Here is a 23,712-nt window from a genome sequence, read left to right as displayed (position 1 = left end):
TTGTCAAAAGTTCTCGATACACTGATTTTTGTCAGAAAGGAGCTTTCGTTGTTAGTACTTACTGATCAGCAGGCTGACGAGATGTTGAGTCATCTAACTTCCTATTGCAAAGAGTATTCCTTGAGCATAACTGATGTTGAGCTGAGGAAATGTATTCAGCATTTGGATTTGGTTCTGGAAACAAATAAGACAACCAATCTCACCCGTATTCTTAACATAGAAGATGCTGCGGTACTACATATCCTCGACTCTCTTGTTTTGCTCCCTTATATCAATAAGGCTCCTGAGGGAGCTTTGCTCGATATGGGAACAGGTGCGGGCTTCCCTGGTATTCCTTTAACTATAACCACGCATCGTAAAGCTACTTTTATTGACTCCGTTGGCAAGAAGGTTGATGCTGTCAATTCTTTTGTTCATGATCTTGGATTGAAACATGCTCATGCGGTTCATGATCGCCTTGAAGAATATGCTCGAAGCCATAAGAAGCAGTTCTCTGTCGTAACTGCCCGCGCACTGGCTCCACTACCGATTCTTGTTGAGTATGCAGCTCCGTTCCTCAAGGATGGAGGGCTATTTGTTATCACCAAGGGTAATCCTTCGGATGAGGAGCTTGCTTCTGGCATGTCAGCAGCTAGGATTTGCGGCTTCACTTTGCTTCTGAATGACGCAACCGATTTGCCTGAGGGCTTGGGCCACAGGGAGTTCATTGTTCTTAAAAAGAGTCATCCAGCATCCGTTTCGTTGCCTCGTGCAAATGGCATGGCAAAGAAGAATCCGCTTGCCTAGATGTTTCACGTGAAACATAATGGATACTAACAACTTGCAGTGTTTCACGTGAAACACGGCGGTTGATATCGAATCGGAATGTTTCACGTGAAACATCCTCCGTTTGACAGCTTTAATACACACCAGGAGGGACCGTGGGATTTCGCGACGTTAAGCGTTCTAAGAGCGCAAAAGACACGCGTATCATTGCAATCATCAATCAAAAAGGCGGCGTCGGTAAGTCAACGACGGCTGTAAACCTTGCAGCAGCACTGGGTGAGCAGGGTCGTAAGATACTGATTGTCGATTTTGATCCGCAGGGAAACAGCACCAGTGGATTTGGAATTGAAAAAGAAGACCTTGATCACTGCATCTATGATGCATTGTTGAATGATGTGCCGGCAGAATCGCTTGTTCTTGATACAAATTGCAAAAAGGTATTCATAATTCCAGCTACGATTCAGCTTGCAGGTGCCGAAATTGAGCTCGTAAGCGCAATTGCTCGTGAAACCCGCCTCAAAGATTTGCTTGAGCCGATTCAGGACGAGTTCGATTTTATTTTCATTGACTGTCCTCCTTCGCTCGGCCTGCTTACTATCAATGCCTTGACCGCAGCAGACAGCGTTTTGATTCCAATCCAGTGTGAGTATTACGCACTCGAGGGCGTTACGAAGCTGCTTGAGTCAATGAAGATGGTCAAATCACGTCTGAACAAGGGCTTAGACACCTATGGCGTGCTTATGACCATGTATGACTCACGTACTTCATTATCGAATCAGGTTGTTGAGGAAGTTCAATCGTACTTTGGTGATAAGGCGTTTAAGACACTGATTCCCCGTACTGTTAAAATCTCTGAAGCCCCGTCTTTTGGAGAACCGGTAATTACCTATGCACCTCAAAACAAGGGTGCAAAAGCGTATATGAACCTTGCAAAAGAGGTGATCAAGCGTGCCTAGCGCAAAGAAACGTGGTGGATTGGGACGCGGACTCAATGCTTTGGTCTCAGAGGCTGAGTATGAGACTGGTGGTTCTGCCGCATCTGCTTCAAATGCCGTATCTGAAACAAAACTACCTATTGAGGATATCGTTCCCAACCCTAATCAACCGCGAATTCACTTTAATGAAACTGAACTTCGCGAGTTGAGCGAGTCAATCCAAGAACATGGCGTTCTGCAGCCGCTCTTGGTTCGCAAGCATGGAAACGGCTATGAGATCATCGCTGGTGAGCGTCGTTACCAGGCGTCAAAGCTTGCTGGTCTTGAGGAGCTGCCGGTCATCATTAAAGATGTTAATGATGAAGAGATGCTGGCTCTTGCTCTTATCGAAAACCTTCAGCGTTCTGATCTGAATCCCGTCGAAGAGGCTAAGGGCTATCGCCAGCTCATCGATGCTAGCGGTATGACCCAAGAGGCATTGTCGAAGGCCGTAAGCAAGTCACGCTCTGCAATTACAAACTCGCTGCGCCTTCTCGATCTCCCCGAAGTAGTTCAGCAGATGATTTTTGAGGGTAAACTTACTGCTGGTCACGCACGTGCGATTCTTGCAGTTCCCTATGAGGATGCTCGAATTCGACTTGCAGAGAAGGTTGTTGCGGAGGGTCTTTCCGTAAGAGCGACAGAAAATCTTGCTCCATTGTTTTCTGCCGGAGAGACACCTAAGACGCCGCGGCCTGCAACGCCTCAGTCTTTTAAAAAGGCTGCGCGTGTGCTTCGTCAGGTATTTAATACCAACGTGCGTGTGAAGAGCTCGCGAGGAAAGAATAAGATTGAGATTGAGTTTAAAGACGAGGAAGAGCTCTCTCGTATTCTTGGTGAAATGATTCAGTTTGATCAAGGAGGCCAAGATGAGGAATAAGATTTTTACTGCGATTGCATTGGTGACGACTGTCGCGGCTGGTGCCTTTGCTGGCTATAAGATCGCGACAGACGATGAACTTCGAGGTCGTTTGCTTCGTGGCGCGCAAGATATCGTTGATACATCCAAGAAGAAAATGGATGTTATGACAGAAGATGTTGCCATGCGCACTGCTCAGGTAATGAAAAATCCTAAGATTAATCAAGGTTGGGTTAGCAACCAATGGGAAAATGTAGGCTATTAGGTACCTAACAATTACCCTGCATATTTTGAGGGGCCCTTGTCTGATTCATGAGACAAGGGCCCCTTATTTTGTCCGTAAAAAATGGGAAAGGTAGCAGCTGGTCCAAAATTGAGGTCAATAAATGAAACGGCCCCGGTTGCATATCCTGCAACCGGGGCCGTTCGATGTTTCACATGAAACGTATTGGGGTGCGACTCCCCTATGCGTTCTTCTGAACTTTGAAGCGCTGCTTCAGCTGTCCACAAGCGGCGTCAATATCGTTACCACGGGAGTTACGAATCGTGGTCTCGATGCCACGGGACTCAAGACGACGCTGAAGATCCTCGACCTTATGAATCGGCGACGGCTTGAGCGGGCTGCCCTCGATGTCGTTAAGCTGAATCAGGTTAACGTGGCACAGCGTTCCCTCGCAAAAGTCGCAGAGCGCCTGCATCTCGGGATTTGTATCGTTGACGCCTTCGATCATGGCATACTCATAGGTCGGGCGGCGGCCAGTCTTCTCGGTGTAGCGCTGAAGCGCTTCGTGAAGGCGAAGCAGCGTGTACTTCTTAACACCGGGCATGAGCTTATTGCGCGTCGACTGGATGGCGGAATGCAGGGAAACGGCAAGCGTGAACTGCTCGGGGATATCGGCAAATTTGCGAATACCGGGAATAACGCCACTGGTAGAGACGGTGAGGTGACGAGCGCCGATACCGATGCCATCGGGGTCGTTGAGGATACGCAGTGCCTTGAGAACCTCGTCGTAGTTGGCAAACGGCTCGCCCTGGCCCATGAAGACGACGCTCGTAGCACGCTCTCCAAAATCGTTGGAGACGTGCAAAACCTGGTCGACGATCTCCTGGGCAGTTAGCGAGCGCTTAAGGCCGTTGAGGCCCGTGGCGCAAAAAGCGCACCCCATGCCGCAACCGGCCTGGGTGGAAACGCAGACGGAAAGCTTGTTACGACGGGGCATGCCGACAGTCTCGACGGAAATGCCATCGTGGTACTCGAGCAGATACTTGCGCGAGCCATCTTTGGAAACCTGCTTGGTGAGTTCAGTCGGCGTATCAAAGGCAAAAGCCTCTTTAAGCTGCTCACGGAAAGCCTTGGGAAGGTTGGTCATATCGTCAAACGAACAAACGTTCTTCTCAAAGACCCATTCGATGAGCTGCTTCGCGCGGAAGGCGGGCTGGCCAAGTTCGGCCACGAGCTCGCGAATATCGTTTTGGCTCAAGTCGCGAATGTCCTGAGATTTAGTCCTGGGATTCATGGAAGCCTTTCGATTTTGGGGAAACGTAGAGGGTATCGCTACAATATGGTATCAGCTGCAGAAATTATAGAGGAGGAGTCTGCCCATGCCGGGTAAAAGCCTAGAGAACATGCACGTAGCGGTCTTGGCGGGCGGTCATTCCGCCGAGCGCGAGATCTCGCTCGATTCGGGAAAGAACGTTGTGGTGGCACTGAAGGAAGCCGGCTACACCTCGGTGGAGCTGCTTGACACGGCCGCTGATGACTTTATGGTAACCATGGCGACCGGCGGATTCGATGTGGCATTTATCGCCATGCACGGCGCCGGCGGTGAGGATGGCGCCATGCAGGGTGCCATGGAGACCCTGGGTATCCCCTACACGGCCTCGGGCGTACTTGCCAGCGCCTGCGGTGCCGACAAGGAGGTCTCTAAGCTCCTATACGCCAAGGCGGGCATTCCCATTGCCCCCGGCCTTGCGCTCGAGGTGGGCGATGAAGTCGATATCGATCATATCGTCGAGGTTTGTGGCGAGCGCTGCTTTGTGAAGCCGGCCGTCAACGGTTCCAGCTATGGCATTTCCCTGGTCCATGAGCCCTCCGAGCTGCCCGCGGCAATCGCCAAGGCGTTTGAGTACGGCGACAAAGTGCTGGTCGAGAAGTGCATCGAGGGTACCGAGATCACCGTCGGCGTATACGGCGAAGATGACGTGCGCGCCCTGCCGATTGTCGAGATTCGTAAGCCCGAGGACTGCGAGTTCTACGATCTGGACGTGAAGTATGTCGACCCTACGGATATCCATCGCATTCCGGCGCAGATTTCACCCGAGAATTACGCTCGCGCTCAGGAACTTGCCTGTGCCGCTCACAAGGCCCTCGGTTGCCTGGGTATCTCGCGCAGCGACTTTATTGTGAGCGAGGACGGCCCCGTTATCCTCGAGACCAATACCATTCCCGGCATGACCGATACGTCGCTGTATCCGGATGAGATCCGCCACACCGACGACATGACGTTCCCGCAGGTCTGTGACAGCCTGATCCGTATGGGCCTTCGTCGAGCGGGCATTGCATGCTAATCGAGGACGCGGTTTCGTCAGGAACGCCGCAGTTTGTCATCGACTCCTATGCCACGCTTGCCGACCGCGCCAAAACGCAGTCCTTCGGTCTTATCGAGGAAGATGTGATTGTCCTCGATACCGAGACCACGGGTCTTTCGGTGCAGGACAATGAGCTGATCGAGATCTCGGCGGCCCGTCTTTCGGGCCGCGAGATCGTCGACCGCTTCGATACCTTCGTGCATCCCAAGCAGCTGATTCCCGCCGAGATTACCGAGCTCACGAGCATTACAAATGCCGATGTGGCAGATGCCCCGTCGGCCGTTGAGGCCGTCGCCGCTCTCGCCGATTTTGTCGGTGGTTGCCCGGTGATCGCACATAACGCCACGTTCGACCGCTCGTTTATCGAGTCTGTCAAAGGCGGCGTCAACGTGAGCGATATTTGGATCGATTCGTTGGCGCTGTCGCGCATCGCGCTTCCGCGCCTGGCCTCGCACAAGCTGTCTTTTATGGCCGATCTGTTTGGCTGCGACTCGGTATCACACCGTGCCAATGCCGACGTCGACGCCCTGTGTGGCGTATGGCGCGTGTTGCTCGTGGCGCTCACCGACTTGCCCCAGGGCCTCATGGCGCGCCTAGCCGACATGCATCCGGACGTGCCTTGGTCCTATCGTCCTATCTTCTCATTCTTGGCAGGGCAGAACCCTGGTTCTACCTTCTCTCTCAGCGCCGCTCGTGCTGACGTTCTCAAGGCCGATCGCGCCGACGATCGGGTGGACGCCGATGAACTGCCGGTACTCAAGATGCCGAGTCGTGAGGAGATTGAGGCAGACTATGCGCCAGGTGGCCTGGTCAATCGCATGTATCCCACCTACGAGCCGCGTGATGAGCAGATCGCGATGGCGCTCGAGGTCCGCGATGCGCTGGTCACGGGCACTCATCGTGTAATTGAGGCGGGCACGGGCGTCGGCAAATCGATGGCCTATCTGGTGCCTTTTGCCGAGGCAGCACGCCGTAACAACATCACGGTTGGTATTGCGACCAAATCGAACAATCTTGCCGACCAGCTCATGTACCATGAGCTGCCAAAACTTGCCGAGCAACTGGACGGTGGCCTGTCATTTTGCGCTCTCAAGGGCTATGACCACTATCCGTGCCTGCGCAAGCTTGAGCGCATGAGCCGCGGCCAGGTCGAGATTACCACCAAGCGCGATCCGGCGGACACGCTCACGGCGGTCGCGGTCATTATGGCGTACGTCTGCCAATCAGCCGATGGCGACCTCGACTCGCTCGGCATTCGGTGGCGCAGCGTCAACCGCCCCGACTTTACGACGGCCTCGCGCGAGTGCGCTCGTCGCCTCTGCCCGTTTTTCCCTGAAAAATGCTTGGTCCACGGCGCTCGCCGTCGTGCGGCGCATGCCGACGTGGTGGTTACCAACCATTCCCTGCTGTTCCGCAATGTTGCGGCCGAGGGCAGGATTTTGCCTCCGATTCGTCATTGGGTAATCGACGAGGCTCATTCTATCGAGCGCGAGGCGCGCCGTCAGTGGGCGCGCGTGGTGTCGGCGGACGAATCACGCGTTCTGTTTGAGCGCCTGGGTGGCTCGAGCACCGGTGCGCTAAGCCAGGTCTCCCGTGATTTGGCAACCTCTGAGGGCTCTACGCTCTATCTGGGCCTTACTGCCAAGGCGACGTCGACGGTTGCGCGCGCGAGCATGGCAATCGCCGACGTGTTCGATGGCGTTCGCGAGCTCGGCCGCCGTGCCCGTGGGGGTTATGACAATGCCAATCTATGGATTGGCCCCGAGCTGCGCGAATCTGACGACTGGCATGATTTCTTACAGTCGGCCTACGCTGCCATCGATGCGTTGGAACAAGCTGACAAGTGCGTCGACGCGCTGGTGCAAGCCGTCGCCGCCGACAAGCCCGAGGTTGTTGTCGACTTGGGCGATATCTCGCGCCGCCTGCACGAGCTGGCCGAGAACCTCAAACTCATCATCGACGGCACCGATGAACACTATGTGTATTCGCTGCAGGTCAATCGCAGGTTGCGTGCCGGCGGAGAGTCAATGACCGCAGAGCGCATCGACATTGGCGAGGCCTTGGCAACCGAGTGGCTGCCCGAGGTTCACACGGCTATCTTTGCCTCGGCGACCATGACGGTGTCCAAAAGCTTTGAACACTTTAACCACGCGGTCGGCCTCGATCGCATCGGTGCTTCAACATCTTCATCGCTGCACTTGGACTCGAGCTACGACTTCGATTCGAACATGGCTGTAGTCGTTGCGGGCGATATCCCCGATCCGCGCGATCGCGAGAGCTATCTTACGGCGCTCGAGCGCGTGCTGGTCGACGCCCATCTTGCCATGGGCGGATCGGTGCTCACGCTGTTCACCAATCGGCGCGACATGGAAGACCTGTACACCCGCGTTGAGCCCAAGATGGCCCGTGCGGGTCTGGAACTCAACTGCCAGCAGCGCAACTCATCTCCTCGTCGCCTGCGCGACCGGTTTATCAATGAGCCGACCTCGTCGCTTTTTGCGCTTAAGGCCTTCTGGGAGGGGTTTGACGCCAGCGGCGAGACGCTGCGTTGCGTCATCATTCCCAAGCTGCCGTTCTCGAGCCCCACGGACCCGCTCTCGTGCGAGCGCAACCTGCGCGAAGACCGCGCTTGGGCGCGCTATTCGCTGCCCGAGGCGGTGCTCGAGGTCAAGCAGGCGGCCGGCCGCCTTATCCGCTCGTCGACCGATTGCGGCGTGCTGATTCTGGCCGACCCGCGCCTGGTGACGAAGGGCTACGGAAAGAAGTTCTTAACGTCGCTGCCCACGAGCTCCTACCAGCGCATCGAATCGGCGCAGATCGGTCACTATCTGCAACTGTGGCGCGCACGTCACGAGCGGCGGTGCTAAAGCGGACAGACGAGGGTTTTTGCCATATCGCACAGACGCTTTGACAGGGCGGGGTCATCCAAGATGCGGATGGCTCCGCCCGCTGCGATTATCTGGCTCAGTAGCCAACGCTCGGAGCCGTAATGCACGGTTACCGTTGCCATGTCTGCCCCGCTGCGCTCGATTAGGGTGATGCCGGCCCAGTCCAGATGCTCCGCCATATCGAATGGCATCAAGAGCTTTGCGCTACGCTGCGTCCGGGCAAGGGAATCGTGGAGGGATGCGACGCCCGGTGTGTGAGGCACGACGGAGTCTTCCGTCAAGGTGAGTCCCTCGATTTTATCCATGCGATAGGTGCGCTGCTCATCGACCGCGATGTCCCAGGCAATCAGGTATGTTTGGTCGCCGTTTGCCGTAATGCGCAAGGGGTCGACCAGACGCTCGCGTGGCCGCGCATCGTCCATCGAGCGATACGAGATGCGGCAACGAACACCGTCCTGAATGGCGCAGCTCAGCTGCTGCCAGTGCGACCCGTGGTTGACGGTGTCAAAGACGCGCTGGTTATAGCCGAGCTCTTCGGGCAGAAGGGCATGTCGAATCCGAGCTGCCGTCTGCGGCTCGATCCCCAACGATTCAAGTTCATGGTTGAGCACAGCGCCTTCGGCGGCACTCAGGCGCAGCGGTAGCACACGTCCGGCGTCACCGGTGAGGACCACACGCTCGCCGCGGCATTCGCAGATGATGCGCGCGCCCGATTCTCGGTCCGCGAGCGCCGAGACGATCTCGAGAATCTCGTCGAGCGACACCCCTGTGATGTCAAAGCGGCTGCAAATCTCGGCTCGTGTCATGCCGCTCTCGCCGGCGGCGTAGAGGGCCTCCATGATGTCGATGGCGCGCGAGAGTCTCTGCTCGCTGGTGAGTTTACGCACGGGCATGCTCGTGCACCGTCCTTTCAATGAGGCGGTTCCACGCCTGCTTGAGCGATTTGGGGGCCACGGGCCTCATGCCGTCCACGGCGTGGGCCATGCAAAATGAGGCGGCGGCTTCAAGGTCGCGCACGTCAACGGTCCAGATCCATCCCGCATCGGTGTGTGTGAGCTCACCTCGCCCGCGCGTGAGGCCGTTGATCATATCGATCTGCGTCTGAGGGGCGAACGAGAACGTGGCTGCAACGGGCGGGCGGTCGGCAAAATCGAATTCAAAGAACAGGTAGTCGTTGAGATTGAAGTCTGCAGGGATGGCGTAGGCCTTCGAAGGACGCCAAGCGCGAACGATACGGTCGCAGCGGAATGTCCTGATGTCGTCGGTGGCATTGTCGAGGCCGCAGAAGTACGCAACGCCCTCGCGCTCGAACATGCCGTAGACGCAGACGGTACGCTCTTTCTGCTCACCGCGTCCGTTCTGATATAAAAATCGCAGCGCGCACCACTCGGCAAAGGCGCTCCATACCGCATCGACGGTGGGAGAGCGGCGGATCGGTGCTTCGTCCGCCGTCGTCCTGCCGGTGAGGTAGGCAATCTTGGAACGAATATCGGCAAGCGGCGCGGCAAAAGTGGATGAGCCGGCCGCTATTGTCTGGTCGATAGCGTTGAGCAGGATATCGGCGTCGTCTGCGGTGATGAGGCCGCCTGCCGCAAACGTGTGCTCGCGGTCGATTGTCCATGAGCTTTCCTCGGTCTCCTGCGCGCCGGCGGGGCGAACCTCCTTGATTAAGATGCCGCGTTCGAGCAGTTTGTCACGATCGCGCCGAAACTTGCGCTTATCCGAGTCGATATTGCCCGAGCCATATCCCAGGTCAGAATCCAAGACGATCTGCTCGGTCGTCAGCGGTTCGGGGGAGCTGTTGAGCACAAAGAAAAGATTGAGGATGCGCTGAGCCGTTTTATCGAAACTGGGCTCCGAATTCCCCTTTTTAATTGTCGCGGTCGCGTCGCTTGCCGTCATAGAGTCCTCGCATGAGAAGGTGGTTTGCTGCCATGATTTTAGTCCGATATGGAGATTAGGCTATATCCTTGTCCGCTCGGGGCGTTAAGATGGCCCGAATTCGGTCGTTTGCGCTCGCTCGGGGTATACTTTCGACTATATACGGTTCTAATGTGCATGCATTGGGCCTATTTGTCGGATTATGGATGTGGAGCGCACATGGCGAACACCCAGAACTATATTAACCACCTGCTGCAGAACACCGGCATCACGCCGGCATGCAGCGAAGAAGAGCGCTTGGCTGCCGAGGATATCGCTCAGATCTTCCGCAACCACGGCTTTGATCCCGAGGTTCAGGAGTTCAATGCCCCGGCGCCCAGCAGGTTGGCATTTGCCGTTACCGGTATTCTTGCGTTTGCCGGCGCCCTGCTGATGGGCATCGGCGGCGGCATCGGCTTGGTCGGCACCTTGCTGGCCATTGTCGGTGCCGTTCTTTACGTGCTCGAGCGCACGGGCCACCCCGTGGTTTCGCGCCTGGGCAAGACGGGCGTGAGCCAAAATGTCATCGCCTACCACAAGGCCTCGGGCCCGCTCGCGTCTCCGCGCAACCGCCCGGTGGTCGTTGTCGCACACTACGACTCTCCCCGTGCTGAGCTGCTCGCCCGCGAGCCCTATGCTTCGTATCGTGCGCTCATCGCCAAGCTGCTGCCCGTTGCCACGGTTGCCCCTGCTGCCGTTGCCATCTTGCGTATCCTGCCGCTCCCCGGCGCGCTCAAGGTTCTGCTGTGGATTGTCGCGATCCTCGCTTCCCTCGTTGCGCTCGCCAACGCGGCAAACATCATTTCTAACCGTTTTGTGCTTCCCTATACGTCCGGCGCAGTGTGCAACAAGTCTTCTGTCGCCGCTATGCTCGGCGTTATGGACAACGTTGCTCCCTTCCAGGGCGAAAACGAGTTTCCCGACGATGTTCCGTTCGATACCTATTTTGGGGAGCAGAAGCGTCGTGCCGAGGAGATGGCGCGCGCAGCAGCGGAGTATGCCGCGGCCCAACAGCAAAACGACTACGGCAACACCATCGAGTATGAAGAGCCTACCTACGCCGAGGACGAGTTCGGTCAGCCGATTGCTCCCGACGCTCAGACCGAGCCCGAACAGGGCGAGGCTTTCGACGAGCAGATCGAGGGCTTTGAGGGTGCGTCTGCCGACGAGACGCTGATTGGCGCCATCGTGCTCGAGGATCAGAATCAGGCTGTCCAGGCCGAAGAGTTCAATGACGAGGTTCCCACTGCCGAGCCGGCGGAGGAGCCTGTCGCGGCCGAGCCCGAGCCCAGGCTCTATCGCAATGCCGCCGGCAACATCCGCTTTGGTTCGGATGCCATCCGTGCGCTCGGAATGCTTCCCGAGTCCTGCACGCTCGATTACGAGGAAGGCGAGGAGCCGACGTTTGAGCCCGAGCCTGCCCCCGTTGCACAGGAGCCTGCGCCCGCGGCCAATACGGCTGTTGCTCCCGCCGAGCCGGTCGCTGCCACTGTTGCTTCCGCGGAGCCTGACGATAAACCCGCGCTCGATTCTGCAGCTGGTCTGGATATTCTGGCGCCTGCCGCTCCGGCACAGGTTGAAGACGAGACCGCCGACGAAGACTATGACGAGTATCCGCAGCGCGTGTCCTATGAGAGTGACACCGATTTCTCGGCCGAGCTTCCCTCGACAACGCCCCATGCCGATATCGCTTCTGCGTTCTCCTCGATTGGTGCCAGCGCTTCTAGCTTCTTTAAGGGCGCCTTTGCGAAGGGCAAGAAGTTCGTCGACGACTTTGAGGAAAAGCGTGCCGCTGCCCGCGAGGCCGCCGAGCGGGAGGCCATCGCCCAGCAGCAGGCCGCCGAGGCCGAGCGTGAGCGTGCGGCACAGGAGTTCGAGCAGAGCGAGGCCGAGCAGCCGGAGCCTGTCGATGTTGCCGGCGCCACGACGTCCTTCGAGGCTCCGCAGCCGACATCCGCTGACGTTTCCGCGGCTGCGGCGTCCTCTGAGGCGCAGCAGCCGGTCGATGGCACCATGTCATTTGGTGCCACGATGACGTTTGAAAAGCAGGGCACCGCAATTGCCGAGTCCCTTCCCATCTCTGATGATGCCCAGGACGCCGCCGATGATTCGGTTGTCGACGAGGCCGATTCCGTTGAGGCCAGCGCACCCGAGCAGGTCGGGGCTCCTGCTATGGAGCAGAAGCCCCCTGCGGTTGACGAGGCTCCCAAGATGGATGAGTCCAGGCCTTATTCTACGCAGATCTTTACCATGCCCGCGCCGAGCGACCCCGGTGCCACGGTGGCCAATGTCGCTCCCACGCAAGACGAGACAGTTGACTCCCTCATGGCGCAGATTTCGTCTCAGGTGCCTCCGTGCCAGCAAATGAATATCCCCGATCCGGCCTCAGCGCCTGCGCCCTCTTCGTCACCGCTGGCCTCGGTCCCCGATCCGTCGCTGCCTTCGATACAACAGGCCAACGCCGCGTCCCGCACGTCGCTGTTCGATCTCCCCGATCCTTCGGCACAGACAAATGATCCCTTTGCGACGGCGCAGGGCCCCGAGCCCACATCGGCACCGGTCGCGACCCCCATACCCATCTCCCCGGGCGCACAGCCGCTCGAGACCATCTCGGCTCCCGCTTCGACGGGCGCCAAGCCGCAGAAGCGTGGCCTGGGCGGCTTGTTCGGCCGCAAAAAGAAGAACGAGCAGGACAGCATGAGTGACTGGCTGGGAGTCGAGGACGATTACGATGCCAAGAAGTCTGGCCGCGGCATTGGCTCGTGGGATAACTTCGAGGATGACGACGACGGCTGGAAGGGCGGCGCCACCTCTTCCGATGGCGCTTCTTCCGAAGATATGCTCTTGGCTGTCGCCTCTATGGGCGATGATGAGCTGCTCGGTCACGATATCTGGTTTGTGGCAACGGGCGCCTCGGATTGTGATGGCGCTGGCATGAAGGCCTTCTTGGCTTCGCATCGCGATAAGCTCCGCGGCGTATTCTTTATCAATCTTGAATCCGTCGGCGCCGGTAGGCTTTCGGTGGTGACGGTCGAGGGCGAACAACAACTGCTCAAGGGCGATCGCCGCATCATGAACCTGGTCAGCAAGGTCTGCAAGTCGTTCCATGTCGATTGTGGCGCGCTCGAGATGCCCTATGCCAAGACCGATGCCTATGCTGCGCTCGAGGCGAGCCGCCGAGCCCTTACCATCGCCGGCGTGGACGGCACGCGTCTGGCTTGCGCTCGTACCGAGGACGACCTGCCCCACAATGTCAACCCGACGAACATTGCTGCGGTATCCGAGGTCGTGACCGAGGTTATCCGCCGTTCGTAGACGGAGCTCTAAGGAGTCAACGTGTTTTCGTATATTAAGCGCCATTGGCCTGTCTACGTGATTTTGACCTTGATTGCCATTGCGTTAGGATTTGGGGCTGCCTACATCGTGGGTGCAAAGGGCTCGACCCCCGCCTCCGCAATCAGCGAAGAGGTGGAGCAAGAACAGAGTACGGGTGCCGATGGGATTCCTGAGTCCGAGCAGGCAATCGTTGATGGTGGATCTTCGTCTGCAGAGTAGATGCGGCGATTTAAATGATTGAAAGCGGGCGAGCCAGGGGACTGGCTCGCCCGCTTTTTCATCGCGCTAGCGCTTCTTTGGGATCGACCTAAGGCGAGCGAACCATAGGGCTGCGGCACCCGAGGTCAGGAGCGCGGTGATGCAAGCGGCGATGGGAACTGATCCTGTTGCCGGTAGGTCCTGCGGTAGGGTACAGCGTTGAATGACGCTGTCCTCGTCATGTGACTCAAGTTTATCGCCGCCACCGTTGCGGCAAAGATCGACGCGCGCGCTGTTGGTGAGTGCGGTTTGGGGCGTATAAGCCGACGTTGCCTGCATGTGTACGACTGCGCCCCGAGCGTCTGTGCCAAGGATTGCTTTGGCATCGTCAAGGTCGTCGTGCTCATCTTTGAGATCATCGCGGGTCCAAGAATCCGCATCGCTTCGAGTCGTAAAGTCGGCGGCTACCGCACCGTATTCAATTCGAATGCCTGTTACGACGGTATTGGATGCAAGGTCGAGCTCTTCCGCCTCGAGTGTGGTGGATTCCGTGGTCGAGACATCCGCCTTCCAGAGGCGCCAGCCGTCGTAATCGACGAGGCGGCAGTCCTCACCAAGGCTCTCTTTTACTTCGTCGGACTCAAGCCAAGGATTTTCGTGTCCATCGTCAAGTGTCGCGTTCGCCGGCTCATCGACGTCTGTCGAGTCCAACGGCGTCGTGCGATACCACACGTTGCACAGACCGTTGAGGTCGCCGATGGCGACGGGGGTTTCGATTGAGATGAATCTCGCCGTGCCGTCTTTGGCGCACTCAAGATCATCGGTAATCGTAAACTCATCAACCCAAGTAGCGGAATCGTTTCGAGCGTCGATGGTATAGGAGAAAAGTCCATCCGTATTAGTTTGCGTCGCGGCGCGATTTTTACCATCGCCGTTAGCCAACAGGCCCTTTTCGATAGGTTGGACAAGTTCCTGACGCTTGTCGACCTGTCCCTTGATCTCGATGGGCGCATCCTTCATCGCGACGGATTGGACTTCTCCCGTATCCTTTATTTCAAACGTTATTTCCTCGGCAAGGTCATAGGTCCGCGGAGACATCATTTCGCGCAACGAGTAGGTGCCGGGTGCAAGATGTTCGACGCGGTGTGGCTTGTCGGATGAGGTCCAGGAGTCTATTTCGGTTTTATCGGGACCATATAAGGTGAGTTGTGCGCCTTCCACTTCCTGCTCACCGCTTGCATCGACCTTGGAGATATCAACCTTGGTGTAATCGTCGGATACGTTAAGCCGTGCTTCTACAACGGGTGTTTTCTGGTCGGCATAAGTAAGGTCGACAATATGGGTTGTCCGATCGAGCAAGAAGCCTGCCGGCGCTTGAGTCTCGACAACCTCGTAGCGTGCGGTGCCAAGTCCCAGCGGGAGGTTGTCCGCGCGTGCTTCTCCAGTTTCATCCGTCGTGATGGTAGCGACAGTCTCACCGTCGAGCGCGGCAATGCTACCGTCGGGGCGCACGATATCACTCGAGGCACGGATCTCAAAGACGGCGCCCGCGAGGCTGCTGCCGTCTATGGCATCGGTTTTAACGATCCTGATGTTTCCGGTCGCGGCGTGGTCATAATACGAGGCGATTGCAACGGGTGTTAGGTTCATGTCGGAGGGTATGTTTACCTCGATCTCCTCGCCGACAAGATAGGGCTCTTTGGCCGAGGTTTCGCGTACATAATAGGTGCCCGGCACGAGCGATTCGGGCAGTGTGACGGTCCCGGTCGCGTCAGTCGTAAAGGTGTCCATTACGTTATGTGTTGGATACCAGCAAGTTTGTGAGACAGATTCGTGATTGCTGTCGAGTAGTTGGAAGGTGAATCCGGCTAGTGGAACAGAAGCGCCTGTTTGGGCATCGCGTTTTACAATCTGGAGATGCGTCGACAGAGCATGGTTGTCCACGATATATTGAAGCTCGGCGCCGTTGGAAATCTGATTGGCCCCGACGGTCCATTCCCCTGCACGTTTAAAACCCTCGGGGACGGTTTCCGGAACCTCGCGAACCGTGTAGCCGGCACGGTCGTATGGGACGGCTCCGTGGACACCGGCGGGTCGCTTGCCTGCGCCGAACCATGCTTCGGGCTGATCTTTGGTGGAGGCAAAGCCATAGACGTTTGTGGTCAGTGTGCCAACAACCTGCTGAGAGCTGTTGCTGACAACCTCAAAGACAACACCTTCCGCCGGCTGCTCCAGGCCGGATTGGTCGCTATTGCCGTAATCCTTGAATTTGGAAATCTCAAGGTTAAACGCAATGGGGATATCGGAAACGCGAGATTCGATCTCGACCACGCCTGAATCGCCGAGCTGGTCGGCTCCAACGGTATAGGTCCAGCTGTCGTTGGATGGCAGGTAGCCCTCGGGGGTTTTTGATTCGTAGATGGTAAAGGTTCCTAAGGGGACATCGGCGAGGGTGGCCCGACCGCTTTCGTCGGTCGTGAGGATTTGTGCCCATCCAGGGGTTGATTGCGACACACACGTGAACTCTGCTCCTGCGAGTGAAGATCCCACCTGGGGGCCGGCATTCGTCGCGGCATCGAGTTTTACGATACGCAGATTGATGGTGCCGGGCTGTTCATCAATGGCGACCCGCCCGCCGTCATTCCCCGTGGTAAAGGCAATACGATCGTGGCGGGGGACATAGCCGGCCGGCGCCTTCGTTTCAACTAGGTAGTATGCCGTGTTGGGCAGAAGTGTTGCTTGCGCTCGACCGTTGCTGTCCATCTTGATGGTGCCGACACGCGCGCCGCTGGCGCTCTCAAAAATATCGAATGTTGCCCCGGTAAACTGATAGGTATTGTTTCCGCTGGTAATAACGGTGTTAGCAGACTGCTTTTGGAAGGAAACAGAGACCGCCGGCAGTACATAGAGCATGTCTTGACGTTTGCTGCCGCCCGATACGGCCCCTAGATAGCGTCGCGCGCGGTGCGGAGCGGCTTCGATGCTTCCTGATTTTGCGCTGTCGTGGAGCCACCGCGCAGCCGCCACGACTTCATTGTCGGCGGTAAAGTGTCCGCTCTTGGTTTTACCCTGAGCGGTCGTGTAGGAGTAGGTGCCGTCGACATGGGTAGTGCCGTTGAGCATCCATACGGCAAGCTGGGTGGCGGCGCGGGCGCGATCGGGTGAAAGATGGTAACCGCCAAACGACGTGGTGGTGGGATATCCGTGACAAACGATTGCCGCGAACTCGTCGTCGAGCCACACCCAGCCTTGATCAAAGTTGAGCCATGGGCCGCCCGGTTTGGTGGGGCCGGGGCGCTCCTGGTTCATGCAGTAGGCAATCGAGGTGTCTTGAGCTTCATACTTGCCGATGAAGAAGGGCCCACAATCATCGCTAATAGTGCGGAAGCCGAGCTGGTCGTAGCCATCGACGGCAAATGCGGCTCCCGGTGCCAGGCAGCCGAAAAGCAGGAAGAGGAGCAGGAGCAGCGGACCCGTTGCGATTGCGCTGTGGACAGAGTGCGTGGGTGCGTTGGACATGGCTGCTCCTTATCCCTCGTGCGCCGCACGGGGAGGCTGCGACGCGTAGGATGAGGCTACCCCCGAGGTTCATGCGGGTAAGTACCGGAGCCTGACCAAAAGCTTGCCCAATTCCTGACAAATTGAGCTCAAATACAACAATCAAGCAAAAGCGCAGGTAGAAGATAAGGAGAACAGGAGGTCAAAGGTCCTCATCTCCACAATTGACGCGATTTTCAAACGAATCTCCATAGCTAAAACAAGCATCGCCACCCTTGTATCGAACAAGACAACCGCGTTATACTATCCCCCACATATGCGGGCATCGCCAAGTGGTAAGGCATCAGCTTCCCAAGCTGACACTCGCGGGTTCGAGTCCCGTTGCCCGCTCCAGTAAAAAGCACAAGCACGGCAGCGTTACGTTGCCGTGCTTTTTACTACCAAGCGCCGGGACTCGAACCCGCCAGGGTGCGAGCGTTAAGCAAACGCGAAGCGTTTGTAGCGAGCAGGCGAAGGCGCCGACAGGCGCCTGAAGCCGGTGCGGATTTGCGAAGCAAATACGCGGACGTCCCGTTGTCCGCTCCATGGAGCACAGAAGACCTCGGGACGGTCAATTCAACAAAGTCTTCCCCATCGTCACCGTGAATCCGAGGGGATCGACCGCAGCCGGTGCGGATTTGCGAAGCAAATACGCGGATGTCCCGTTGCTCGCTCCAATTCCAAAATGTTAGGTTAATGCCTGCTGCCCATACTTGCACCTGCGCACGGTACAATGGATGGGTTACGACCAACGTGCCAATAACCAAAAAGGAGCCGCTATGATCGATCGCTATACCCGCCCGGAGATGGGACACATTTTCTCCCTCGAGAACAAGTACGCCATTTGGCAGGAGATCGAGGTCTTGGCCTGCGAGGCCCAGGCGGAGCTCGGCAAGATCGGTATTTCCAAAGACGAGGCCCAGTGGATCCGCGACCATGCCAACTTTGAGAAGGCGAAGGTCGATGAGATCGAGGAAGTCACGCGCCACGACGTCATTGCCTTCCTGACCAACATGAAGGAGTACATCGATGCCGATGTTCCCGAGGGCGACCCCAAGCCCAGCCGCTGGGTTCACTATGGCATGACCAGCTCCGATCTGGGCGACACGGCCCTGTGCTACCAGCTCACCCAGGCCTGCGACCTGATCATCGAGGACGTCAAAAAACTCGGCGAGATCTGCAAGCGTCGCGCCTTTGAGGAGCGCAACACGCTCTGCGCCGGCCGTACTCATGGCATCCATGCCGAGCCGATGACCTTCGGCATGAAGTTTGGCTCTTGGGCCTGGGAGCTCAAGCGCGATCTGGATCGTCTTGAGGACGCCCGCAAGAATGTTGCCTTCGGTGCTATCTCGGGCGCTGTCGGCACGTACAGCTCCATCGAGCCGTTCGTCGAGGAGTACGTCTGCGAGCACCTGGGCCTGGTCCACGATCCCCTGTCCACGCAGGTCATCAGCCGCGATCACCACGCCTACCTTGCCGGCGTGCTTGCCACTACAGCGGCCACCTGCGAGCGCATCGCGACCGAGGTCCGCAACCTGCAGAAGACCGATACGCTCGAGGCCGAGGAGCCGTTCCGCAAGGGTCAAAAGGGCAGCTCCGCCATGCCGCACAAGCGCAACCCCATCACCATGGAGAAGGTCTGCGGCCTGTCGCGCGTCGTGAAGTCCAACGCTCAGGTCGCCTTTGACAACGTTGCCCTGTGGCACGAGCGCGACATTTCGCACTCTTCCGCCGAGCGTGTCGCCCAGGCCGATAGCTTCATCGCGCTCGACCACATGTTCCAGTGCCTCATTCGCGTTATCGACGGCCTGCAGCTGTATCCGGCCCGCATGATGGCCAACCTCAACAAGACCCGCGGCCTCATCTTCTCCTCTAAGGTGCTGCTTGCCCTCGTCGACACGGGCATCACCCGCGAGGACGCCTACGCTATCGTGCAGGAAAATGCCATGGCCACCTGGCACGAGGTGCAGGATTGTGTCTCTGGCCTCACCTTTAAGGAGCGTCTCGAGGCCGATCCGCGCTGCACCGTCAGCCAGGAAAAACTCGACGAGATCTTTGATCCGTGGGACTTCCTCACCCGCATCGACACGGTCTTCGACCGCCTGGAGCAGCTCGAGTTCTAATTGACCGATCGGGGAGGTAGTCAAATCGATCAATTCTCCGCGGCCCTCGTTCGAGTGCGACTTTCCAACACAAGCCCCGCTCGCAGCTCGCTCTGCCAGCGGGGCTTGTGCATGAGCGCACCTAGAAAGCTGGACGTCAGCGATATATGCGCGTCAACTGTGCTGCTTGCCGATAATTTGAGACATCTGACAAACATTACCTTGCCGGTAACTGTCGGGGGGGGGGTATCCTTAAGCCAATTTTAAGGTGTGGGAGAATGCTGCGTTTTTTCACGAGAGATTGGACTTAGGGGAATGAGAAAAGGGTTTTGGAGGATAGCCACAGGCATCTGTGTTGCTTTAACGGCGGCAACGTTTGGGCTGACGGTGGCCGCTCCGCATGCGGATGCTGTCATGCTGGAGTCGCAGGACGGTTCCATGGGTGCATCGTTTCTCCCATACGATTCGTCTACAGGCGATGTGTGGTCAGAATTTGATGTCGCTGTTGGACAGACGGTGAAAGGAAGGCTTTCCTTTTTTAATAAAAATCACGAATGGGCGCACATTGACCCTAGCGATATCGATATCACATCGTCTGACGAGGATATCGCTAAGGTAAGTTATGAGTCACATAGTTGGGTATTGACAATTAGCCCCACCAAAGTTGGCACAACGACTATAACCCTGAAGAGCAAGACCGACGAGAGTTTAAACGGTTCTCTTAAGATTAAAAGTGTGGCTAAAGTCAATCCAATTAAGGTCAGTTTCGTTTCTTACGACCAATCTGGTGCGACAACAAACACCGCAACGCTGGGTTACACGGATGATTGTCCGCAAAAATGCGGGAACACGCATTATGCATTACTAGAGGGGAGAGTTGACGTTCGTCCCGTGGACGAGAGCCGTGCGGCCACATATTTTGTTATTAAGGAAGACCCCTCAAAGGATTCCAAAGTCCAGGCAAGGGTGAATTCGAATTATTCATCATATGGAACTTCCGAGCTAAGCGCTTCTTTGCAACTCGAGGCGTTGTCGAAAGATGCTAAAGAGGCCAAGGTTCTTGTCGACTATTGCAACGGTGAAGTTGAGACGAAGAAGCTATGTGATGTTGTAACCGAGAATCAGGAGCCCGGATTCAATGAGCGTGGGAACAAAAAGCAAAAGATGCTGGTTGGGGACAGCTATTATCTGACTGCCATTCTCAACGTTTCTCCAAATGAAGTACTGAAGGCATGCCAGCGCGCACATTGGGGTGCGGACTTTGGCGCTGTAACCTATTCTCTGGAAAGCAACGATGTCGTTGAGCTTATCGATGGTGAAAACTCGTTTAAGGCAATAAAGCCTGGCACCGTTAAGGCTCATGCTCGTGATGGCCTTGGCAATGACCATCCCTTTGAGATAGAGGTTGTCGACCCTGCGGAAGTGAGCCTTTCGAAGGCTAAGTTTGTGTCGAGTGATTATACATTTCCCTGTGAGGTCAGTTCAGATAGTATATCCAAAGATTGGCTTTGGCTGGAATGTGACAGGGGGTTTGAATATCCAAAGGGCGTGCTGAGTAAAAGCGCTGAGGAATTGATGGACTCCTATGCCGGCGCAAAGTATTCTTTCACTTCAGATAATCCGGATGTCCTCGAGGTAAAAGGACCGATGTTTAGTGGTGGCAGTTACTTGGGGTATTTAGTGCCTCATAGTTACGGCGATGCAACGGTTTCAATGTACTTGGGTGGTCGTCTCTGCGACACGATGACCGTTCATGTTGTCAAGCCTGGCGAGGAGCCTGTAAAGACTGCGGTTTCCATTGCGGACAGCTACTCAACCTCCATGGATAAAGGCACGACTCAGCAGCTGAAGGCAAAGGTCTCCCCTGATGACAAGGCCAGCCAAGTTGTTTGGTCCTCTTCCAACGAGAGCGTCCTTACCGTCGACGCTAACGGTCTTGTTACCGCTGTCGGTGACGGTGATGCCACGATCACGGCAACGGTTGATGGGGTCTCTGCAACCACGGATGCGATTACGGTAACCACTCCGGTTGTAAAGGTGTCGGGCGTCAAGCTCAGCGCTTCAAACCTTAAGCTTGCTGTGGGCGGTGAGCCCTCGACGTTGACCGCAGCGGTTGAGCCCGATAATGCAACGAACAAGAACTTGTCCTGGTCGTCGAGCGATCCTACGGTCGCCACGGTTGCAGACGGCGTCGTGACCCCGGTCAAGGCAGGTGTTGCTACGATTACCGTCACCACTGAGGACGGAGAGCATAGCGCCACGTGCAAGGTGACGGTTATTCAGCCTGCTACGGGCATCACGCTCGATAAGCAGAAGGTCGTGCTTGTGGGCGCTGCAACCGAGCAGCTTAAGGCGGCGGTCGTTCCCGCGGAGGCTAACCAGACGATTGTCTGGAAGTCCAGCAACGAAAGTGTCGCTACAGTCGATCAAACCGGAAAGGTGGCGGCTGTCTCCAAGGGCGCCGCAACCATCACCGTTTCGACTGAAGACGGCACCTATTCTCAGGATTGCGCGGTGACCGTCTCTAATCCCGCAACGAACCTTACGGTCGACCAGAGCGTCCTCGGCCTCAAGAAGGGCGAAGAGGGCACCGTGAAGGTTTCTCTTGCTGGAACCCTTGCGGGTGAGGTCGACGAGACCAATCTTGCTCTGGATGACACGGGCGCTTCGAAGGCGTTTAAGGTTGTCGACAACGGTGATGGCTCCTACACCGTTACCGCCCTCAAGACCGGTTCTGGTTCATTTGTCATCACTGCAGGGTCGCTCTCCCAGACCGTTTCGGTGACCGTGACCAATCCCGCCCAAAAGGCTGAACTCAACAAGACGAGCCTGTCCTTTACCGTCGGTGATGCCTCCACAAAGCTCTCCGCAACGGTGAGTCCTGCCGATGCAGACGATACGACGGTGAGCTGGACCTCCAGCGACTCGTCGATCGCCACGGTCAAAGACGGCGTCGTGACGCCGCTTAAGGCCGGTACCGCCACGATTACCGCCACCTGTGGCGACAAAACCGCGACCTGCGCCGTTACCGTAGCGGCAAAGACCATTGCAGGCGTTGCGGGTAGCAACGGAACGGACGTTAGCGTAAGCGCCGAGAACAATGTCGCTGCCGGCATTGCCCAGAACAACAGCATCTCTCTTGTGGTCGAGGAACCGACGGATCTTACCGATGCCGCCAATGCTACGATTTCCGGCCTTGAGCAGGGGGCTACCAAGGTTGCCGATAAGCTCGATATCAAGCTTCTCAAGGACGGCGAGGTTATCGAGGACTACGAAGGCATGTCCTTCATCGTCCGTGTCAAGATGACTGCCGCCATGAAGGCGCTCACCAACCTCAAGGTGCTCTACGTTGCCGAGGATGGTTCCACTCAGGCTATGGATACGTGGACCGAGGGCGACTACCTCTGCTTCCGCACGAGCCACTTCTCGACGTACGTGGTGACGGGCGAGGAGGCCAATGGTGAGCCGGTTCAGCCTACGCAGCCCGTGACGCCGTCCCAGCCTAGTCAGCAGACGACGACTAAGGTGACCAAAAAGTCTGTTAAGGCTACTAAGGGCGCGCTTGCCAATACGGGCGACCAGGCCCTTGCTGTCGCCTTTATTATGGCCGTTGCCGGCGTTGCGCTGATCGCTTTCGCTCTTATGCGTAAACGTTTCGAGCGTTAGGGTACCCCGCTCGTCACCCGCATCGATACGGTCTTCGACCGCCTGGAGCAGCTGAGCTTCGAGTAGGGTTAACCTAATTCGACCGCTTGCGGTTGCATTTCGACCATTGGCGCCTTGCCCATCTAATATGAGAAAGCCATTGTCAATAGGCGTGTTTGTTCGAGCCCGGTTTTAAACCGGGCTTTTTCGTTTCCCGTCGGGAGGGCCCGCGCACGCTGCACGTTTAGTCGACGCTTGCCTGGCAAGCTAATATCCGCGGGCTCTTGCGGGCGCGCTGCCGGCGGTCAGCCCGGTATGTCCGCGCACCCCACCGCATTTCGATTCTCCGTCCGGCGCGCTCGTCCGAAACCAGTCTTGTTCACGGGCGCGGCCCTTGGGCTGCCCAAAAAGGGCTCGTGAACGCGCGCCGGCGATGCGTCGAGGCGCGGGCCCTCCCGGCGGGAGGCTTGTTGTCCGACGGGGTCAGCCGAGGGTCCCCTCCGCCCGGCGCCCGATCTCCCAGACCCAGCAGGCGAGCTCGCGCGCGACGGCGGCGTTGGCCTTGCACGCGCTCTTGCCCGCCGCGGCCAGCGCCTCGCGGCGGCGGTGGAGCCTGGCGGTGCAGTCGTCGGCGCGCGCCCGAATCGCCGCGGGGACGTCCGCGCCGGGCGCCGGGGCCTTCGGGCGGGGCGTGCACGTCAGGTAGTGCCACGCCGACTCCACCAGTGCCGTCCTGGCGAGCCGGTTGCCCGTCTTGGTTATCCCGCCGCGCCGCTCGGTCTCGCCGCTCGAGCGCTCCGACGGGACCAGCCCGCACCAGCTCGCGAAGGCCGGGGCCGTCCGGAACCTCGTGAAGGAGCCCGCCTCGGCTGCGAGCCTGAAGGCCGTCAGGGTGTCGA

At 57.4% G+C, this 23,712-nt stretch carries 15 protein-coding genes and 1 tRNA gene; 11 read left to right on the top strand and 5 right to left on the bottom strand.

Annotated elements, in window-relative coordinates:
- The first annotated feature begins 120 nt into the window (after positions 1-120).
- The 4 genes from rsmG (at position 121) to KSY82_RS00700 (ending at position 2,863) form a co-directional block, all read left to right on the top strand.
- Positions 121-786: a 16S rRNA (guanine(527)-N(7))-methyltransferase RsmG gene (gene rsmG, locus KSY82_RS00715; RefSeq protein ID WP_254881645.1), complete on the top strand. Its 666-nt coding sequence runs from the start codon at positions 121-123 to the stop codon at positions 784-786.
- A 134-nt stretch (positions 787-920) separates the two neighbouring features.
- The gene (locus KSY82_RS00710; protein WP_217749871.1) at positions 921-1,721 is read left to right on the top strand and encodes a ParA family protein; all 801 of its coding nucleotides are present in this window, start codon (positions 921-923) and stop codon (positions 1,719-1,721) included.
- Positions 1,714-2,619: a ParB/RepB/Spo0J family partition protein gene (locus KSY82_RS00705; protein WP_199410954.1), complete on the top strand. Its 906-nt coding sequence runs from the start codon at positions 1,714-1,716 to the stop codon at positions 2,617-2,619. The genes KSY82_RS00710 and KSY82_RS00705 overlap by 8 nt, the downstream gene beginning before the upstream one ends.
- A complete protein-coding gene (locus KSY82_RS00700; RefSeq protein ID WP_217749870.1) occupies positions 2,609-2,863 on the top strand; it encodes a hypothetical protein in 255 nt (84 codons plus the stop codon). The genes KSY82_RS00705 and KSY82_RS00700 overlap by 11 nt, the downstream gene beginning before the upstream one ends.
- Positions 2,864-3,062: 199 nt before the next feature.
- Here KSY82_RS00700 and rlmN read toward each other — a convergent pair whose 3' ends face one another.
- A complete protein-coding gene (gene rlmN, locus KSY82_RS00695; RefSeq protein WP_217749869.1) occupies positions 3,063-4,115 on the bottom strand; it encodes a dual-specificity RNA methyltransferase RlmN in 1,053 nt (350 codons plus the stop codon).
- Between the two features lie 85 nt (positions 4,116-4,200).
- Here rlmN and KSY82_RS00690 point away from each other — a divergent pair, with 85 nt between their 5' ends.
- Positions 4,201-5,166, top strand: a complete 966-nt coding sequence (locus tag KSY82_RS00690; protein ID WP_117637917.1) for a D-alanine--D-alanine ligase family protein — start codon at positions 4,201-4,203, stop codon at positions 5,164-5,166.
- Positions 5,160-8,054, top strand: coding sequence for a helicase C-terminal domain-containing protein (locus tag KSY82_RS00685; RefSeq protein WP_217749868.1), 2,895 nt, complete (start codon positions 5,160-5,162; stop codon positions 8,052-8,054). Before KSY82_RS00690 ends, KSY82_RS00685 begins: the two co-directional genes overlap by 7 nt.
- Here KSY82_RS00685 and KSY82_RS00680 read toward each other — a convergent pair.
- Positions 8,051-8,968: a helix-turn-helix transcriptional regulator gene (locus KSY82_RS00680; RefSeq protein WP_217749867.1), complete on the bottom strand. Its 918-nt coding sequence runs from the start codon at positions 8,966-8,968 to the stop codon at positions 8,051-8,053. The two genes, KSY82_RS00685 and KSY82_RS00680, sit on opposite strands and share 4 nt — an antisense overlap.
- Positions 8,955-9,977, bottom strand: a complete 1,023-nt coding sequence (locus tag KSY82_RS00675; RefSeq protein ID WP_217749866.1) for a helix-turn-helix transcriptional regulator — start codon at positions 9,975-9,977, stop codon at positions 8,955-8,957. The genes KSY82_RS00680 and KSY82_RS00675 overlap by 14 nt, the downstream gene beginning before the upstream one ends.
- Before the next feature lie 198 nt (positions 9,978-10,175).
- Here KSY82_RS00675 and KSY82_RS00670 point away from each other — a divergent pair, with 198 nt between their 5' ends.
- Both KSY82_RS00670 and KSY82_RS00665 read left to right on the top strand, forming a co-directional pair.
- Positions 10,176-13,310 (top strand): M28 family peptidase, encoded by a 3,135-nt coding sequence (locus KSY82_RS00670; protein WP_217749865.1) that lies wholly within the window; start codon positions 10,176-10,178, stop codon positions 13,308-13,310.
- Positions 13,311-13,331: 21 nt separating this feature from the next.
- Entirely contained in the window at positions 13,332-13,550 is a 219-nt protein-coding gene (locus tag KSY82_RS00665) for a hypothetical protein (RefSeq protein ID WP_022094153.1), read from the top strand.
- Positions 13,551-13,616: 66 nt separating this feature from the next.
- Here KSY82_RS00665 and KSY82_RS00660 read toward each other — a convergent pair whose 3' ends face one another.
- A complete protein-coding gene (locus KSY82_RS00660) occupies positions 13,617-17,048 on the bottom strand; it encodes a SpaA isopeptide-forming pilin-related protein (RefSeq protein WP_217749864.1) in 3,432 nt (1,143 codons plus the stop codon).
- A gap of 297 nt (positions 17,049-17,345) precedes the next feature.
- On the opposite strand from KSY82_RS00660, the gene KSY82_RS00655 reads away from it, so the two are divergent.
- From KSY82_RS00655 to KSY82_RS00645, 3 genes are all read left to right on the top strand, one after another.
- Positions 17,346-17,420: transfer RNA gene (locus tag KSY82_RS00655), tRNA-Gly, on the top strand.
- 425 nt (positions 17,421-17,845) lie between these two features.
- Positions 17,846-19,189, top strand: a complete 1,344-nt coding sequence (gene purB / locus KSY82_RS00650; RefSeq protein ID WP_217749863.1) for an adenylosuccinate lyase — start codon at positions 17,846-17,848, stop codon at positions 19,187-19,189.
- A 1,722-nt stretch (positions 19,190-20,911) separates the two neighbouring features.
- Positions 20,912-22,834, top strand: a complete 1,923-nt coding sequence (locus KSY82_RS00645) for an Ig-like domain-containing protein (protein WP_217752362.1) — start codon at positions 20,912-20,914, stop codon at positions 22,832-22,834.
- 462 nt (positions 22,835-23,296) lie between these two features.
- Here the strand turns inward: KSY82_RS00645 and KSY82_RS00640 are convergent.
- On the bottom strand, positions 23,297-23,712 hold a 416-nt coding region (locus tag KSY82_RS00640), incomplete at its 5' end, for a transposase (RefSeq protein ID WP_217752361.1).

The sequence above is a fragment of the Collinsella aerofaciens genome (assembly GCF_019131995.1).
Lineage (GTDB): Bacteria > Actinomycetota > Coriobacteriia > Coriobacteriales > Coriobacteriaceae > Collinsella > Collinsella aerofaciens_S.
This window is presented reverse-complemented; position numbering and strand designations above follow the sequence as displayed.

What these genes read in the sequence shown, in the direction of transcription:
- purB (WP_217749863.1), top strand. Translation starts at nt 17,846, where the DNA reads ATGATCGATCGCTATACCCGCCCGGAGATGGGACACATTTTCTCCCTC.
- KSY82_RS00675 (WP_217749866.1), bottom strand. Translation starts at nt 9,977, where the DNA reads ATGACGGCAAGCGACGCGACCGCGACAATTAAAAAGGGGAATTCGGAG.
- KSY82_RS00685 (WP_217749868.1), top strand. Translation starts at nt 5,160, where the DNA reads ATGCTAATCGAGGACGCGGTTTCGTCAGGAACGCCGCAGTTTGTCATC.
- KSY82_RS00690 (WP_117637917.1), top strand. Translation starts at nt 4,201, where the DNA reads ATGCCGGGTAAAAGCCTAGAGAACATGCACGTAGCGGTCTTGGCGGGC.
- KSY82_RS00660 (WP_217749864.1), bottom strand. Translation starts at nt 17,048, where the DNA reads ATGTCCAACGCACCCACGCACTCTGTCCACAGCGCAATCGCAACGGGT.
- KSY82_RS00680 (WP_217749867.1), bottom strand. Translation starts at nt 8,968, where the DNA reads ATGCCCGTGCGTAAACTCACCAGCGAGCAGAGACTCTCGCGCGCCATC.
- KSY82_RS00645 (WP_217752362.1), top strand. Translation starts at nt 20,912, where the DNA reads ATGACCGTTCATGTTGTCAAGCCTGGCGAGGAGCCTGTAAAGACTGCG.
- rlmN (WP_217749869.1), bottom strand. Translation starts at nt 4,115, where the DNA reads ATGAATCCCAGGACTAAATCTCAGGACATTCGCGACTTGAGCCAAAAC.
- KSY82_RS00700 (WP_217749870.1), top strand. Translation starts at nt 2,609, where the DNA reads ATGAGGAATAAGATTTTTACTGCGATTGCATTGGTGACGACTGTCGCG.
- KSY82_RS00670 (WP_217749865.1), top strand. Translation starts at nt 10,176, where the DNA reads ATGGCGAACACCCAGAACTATATTAACCACCTGCTGCAGAACACCGGC.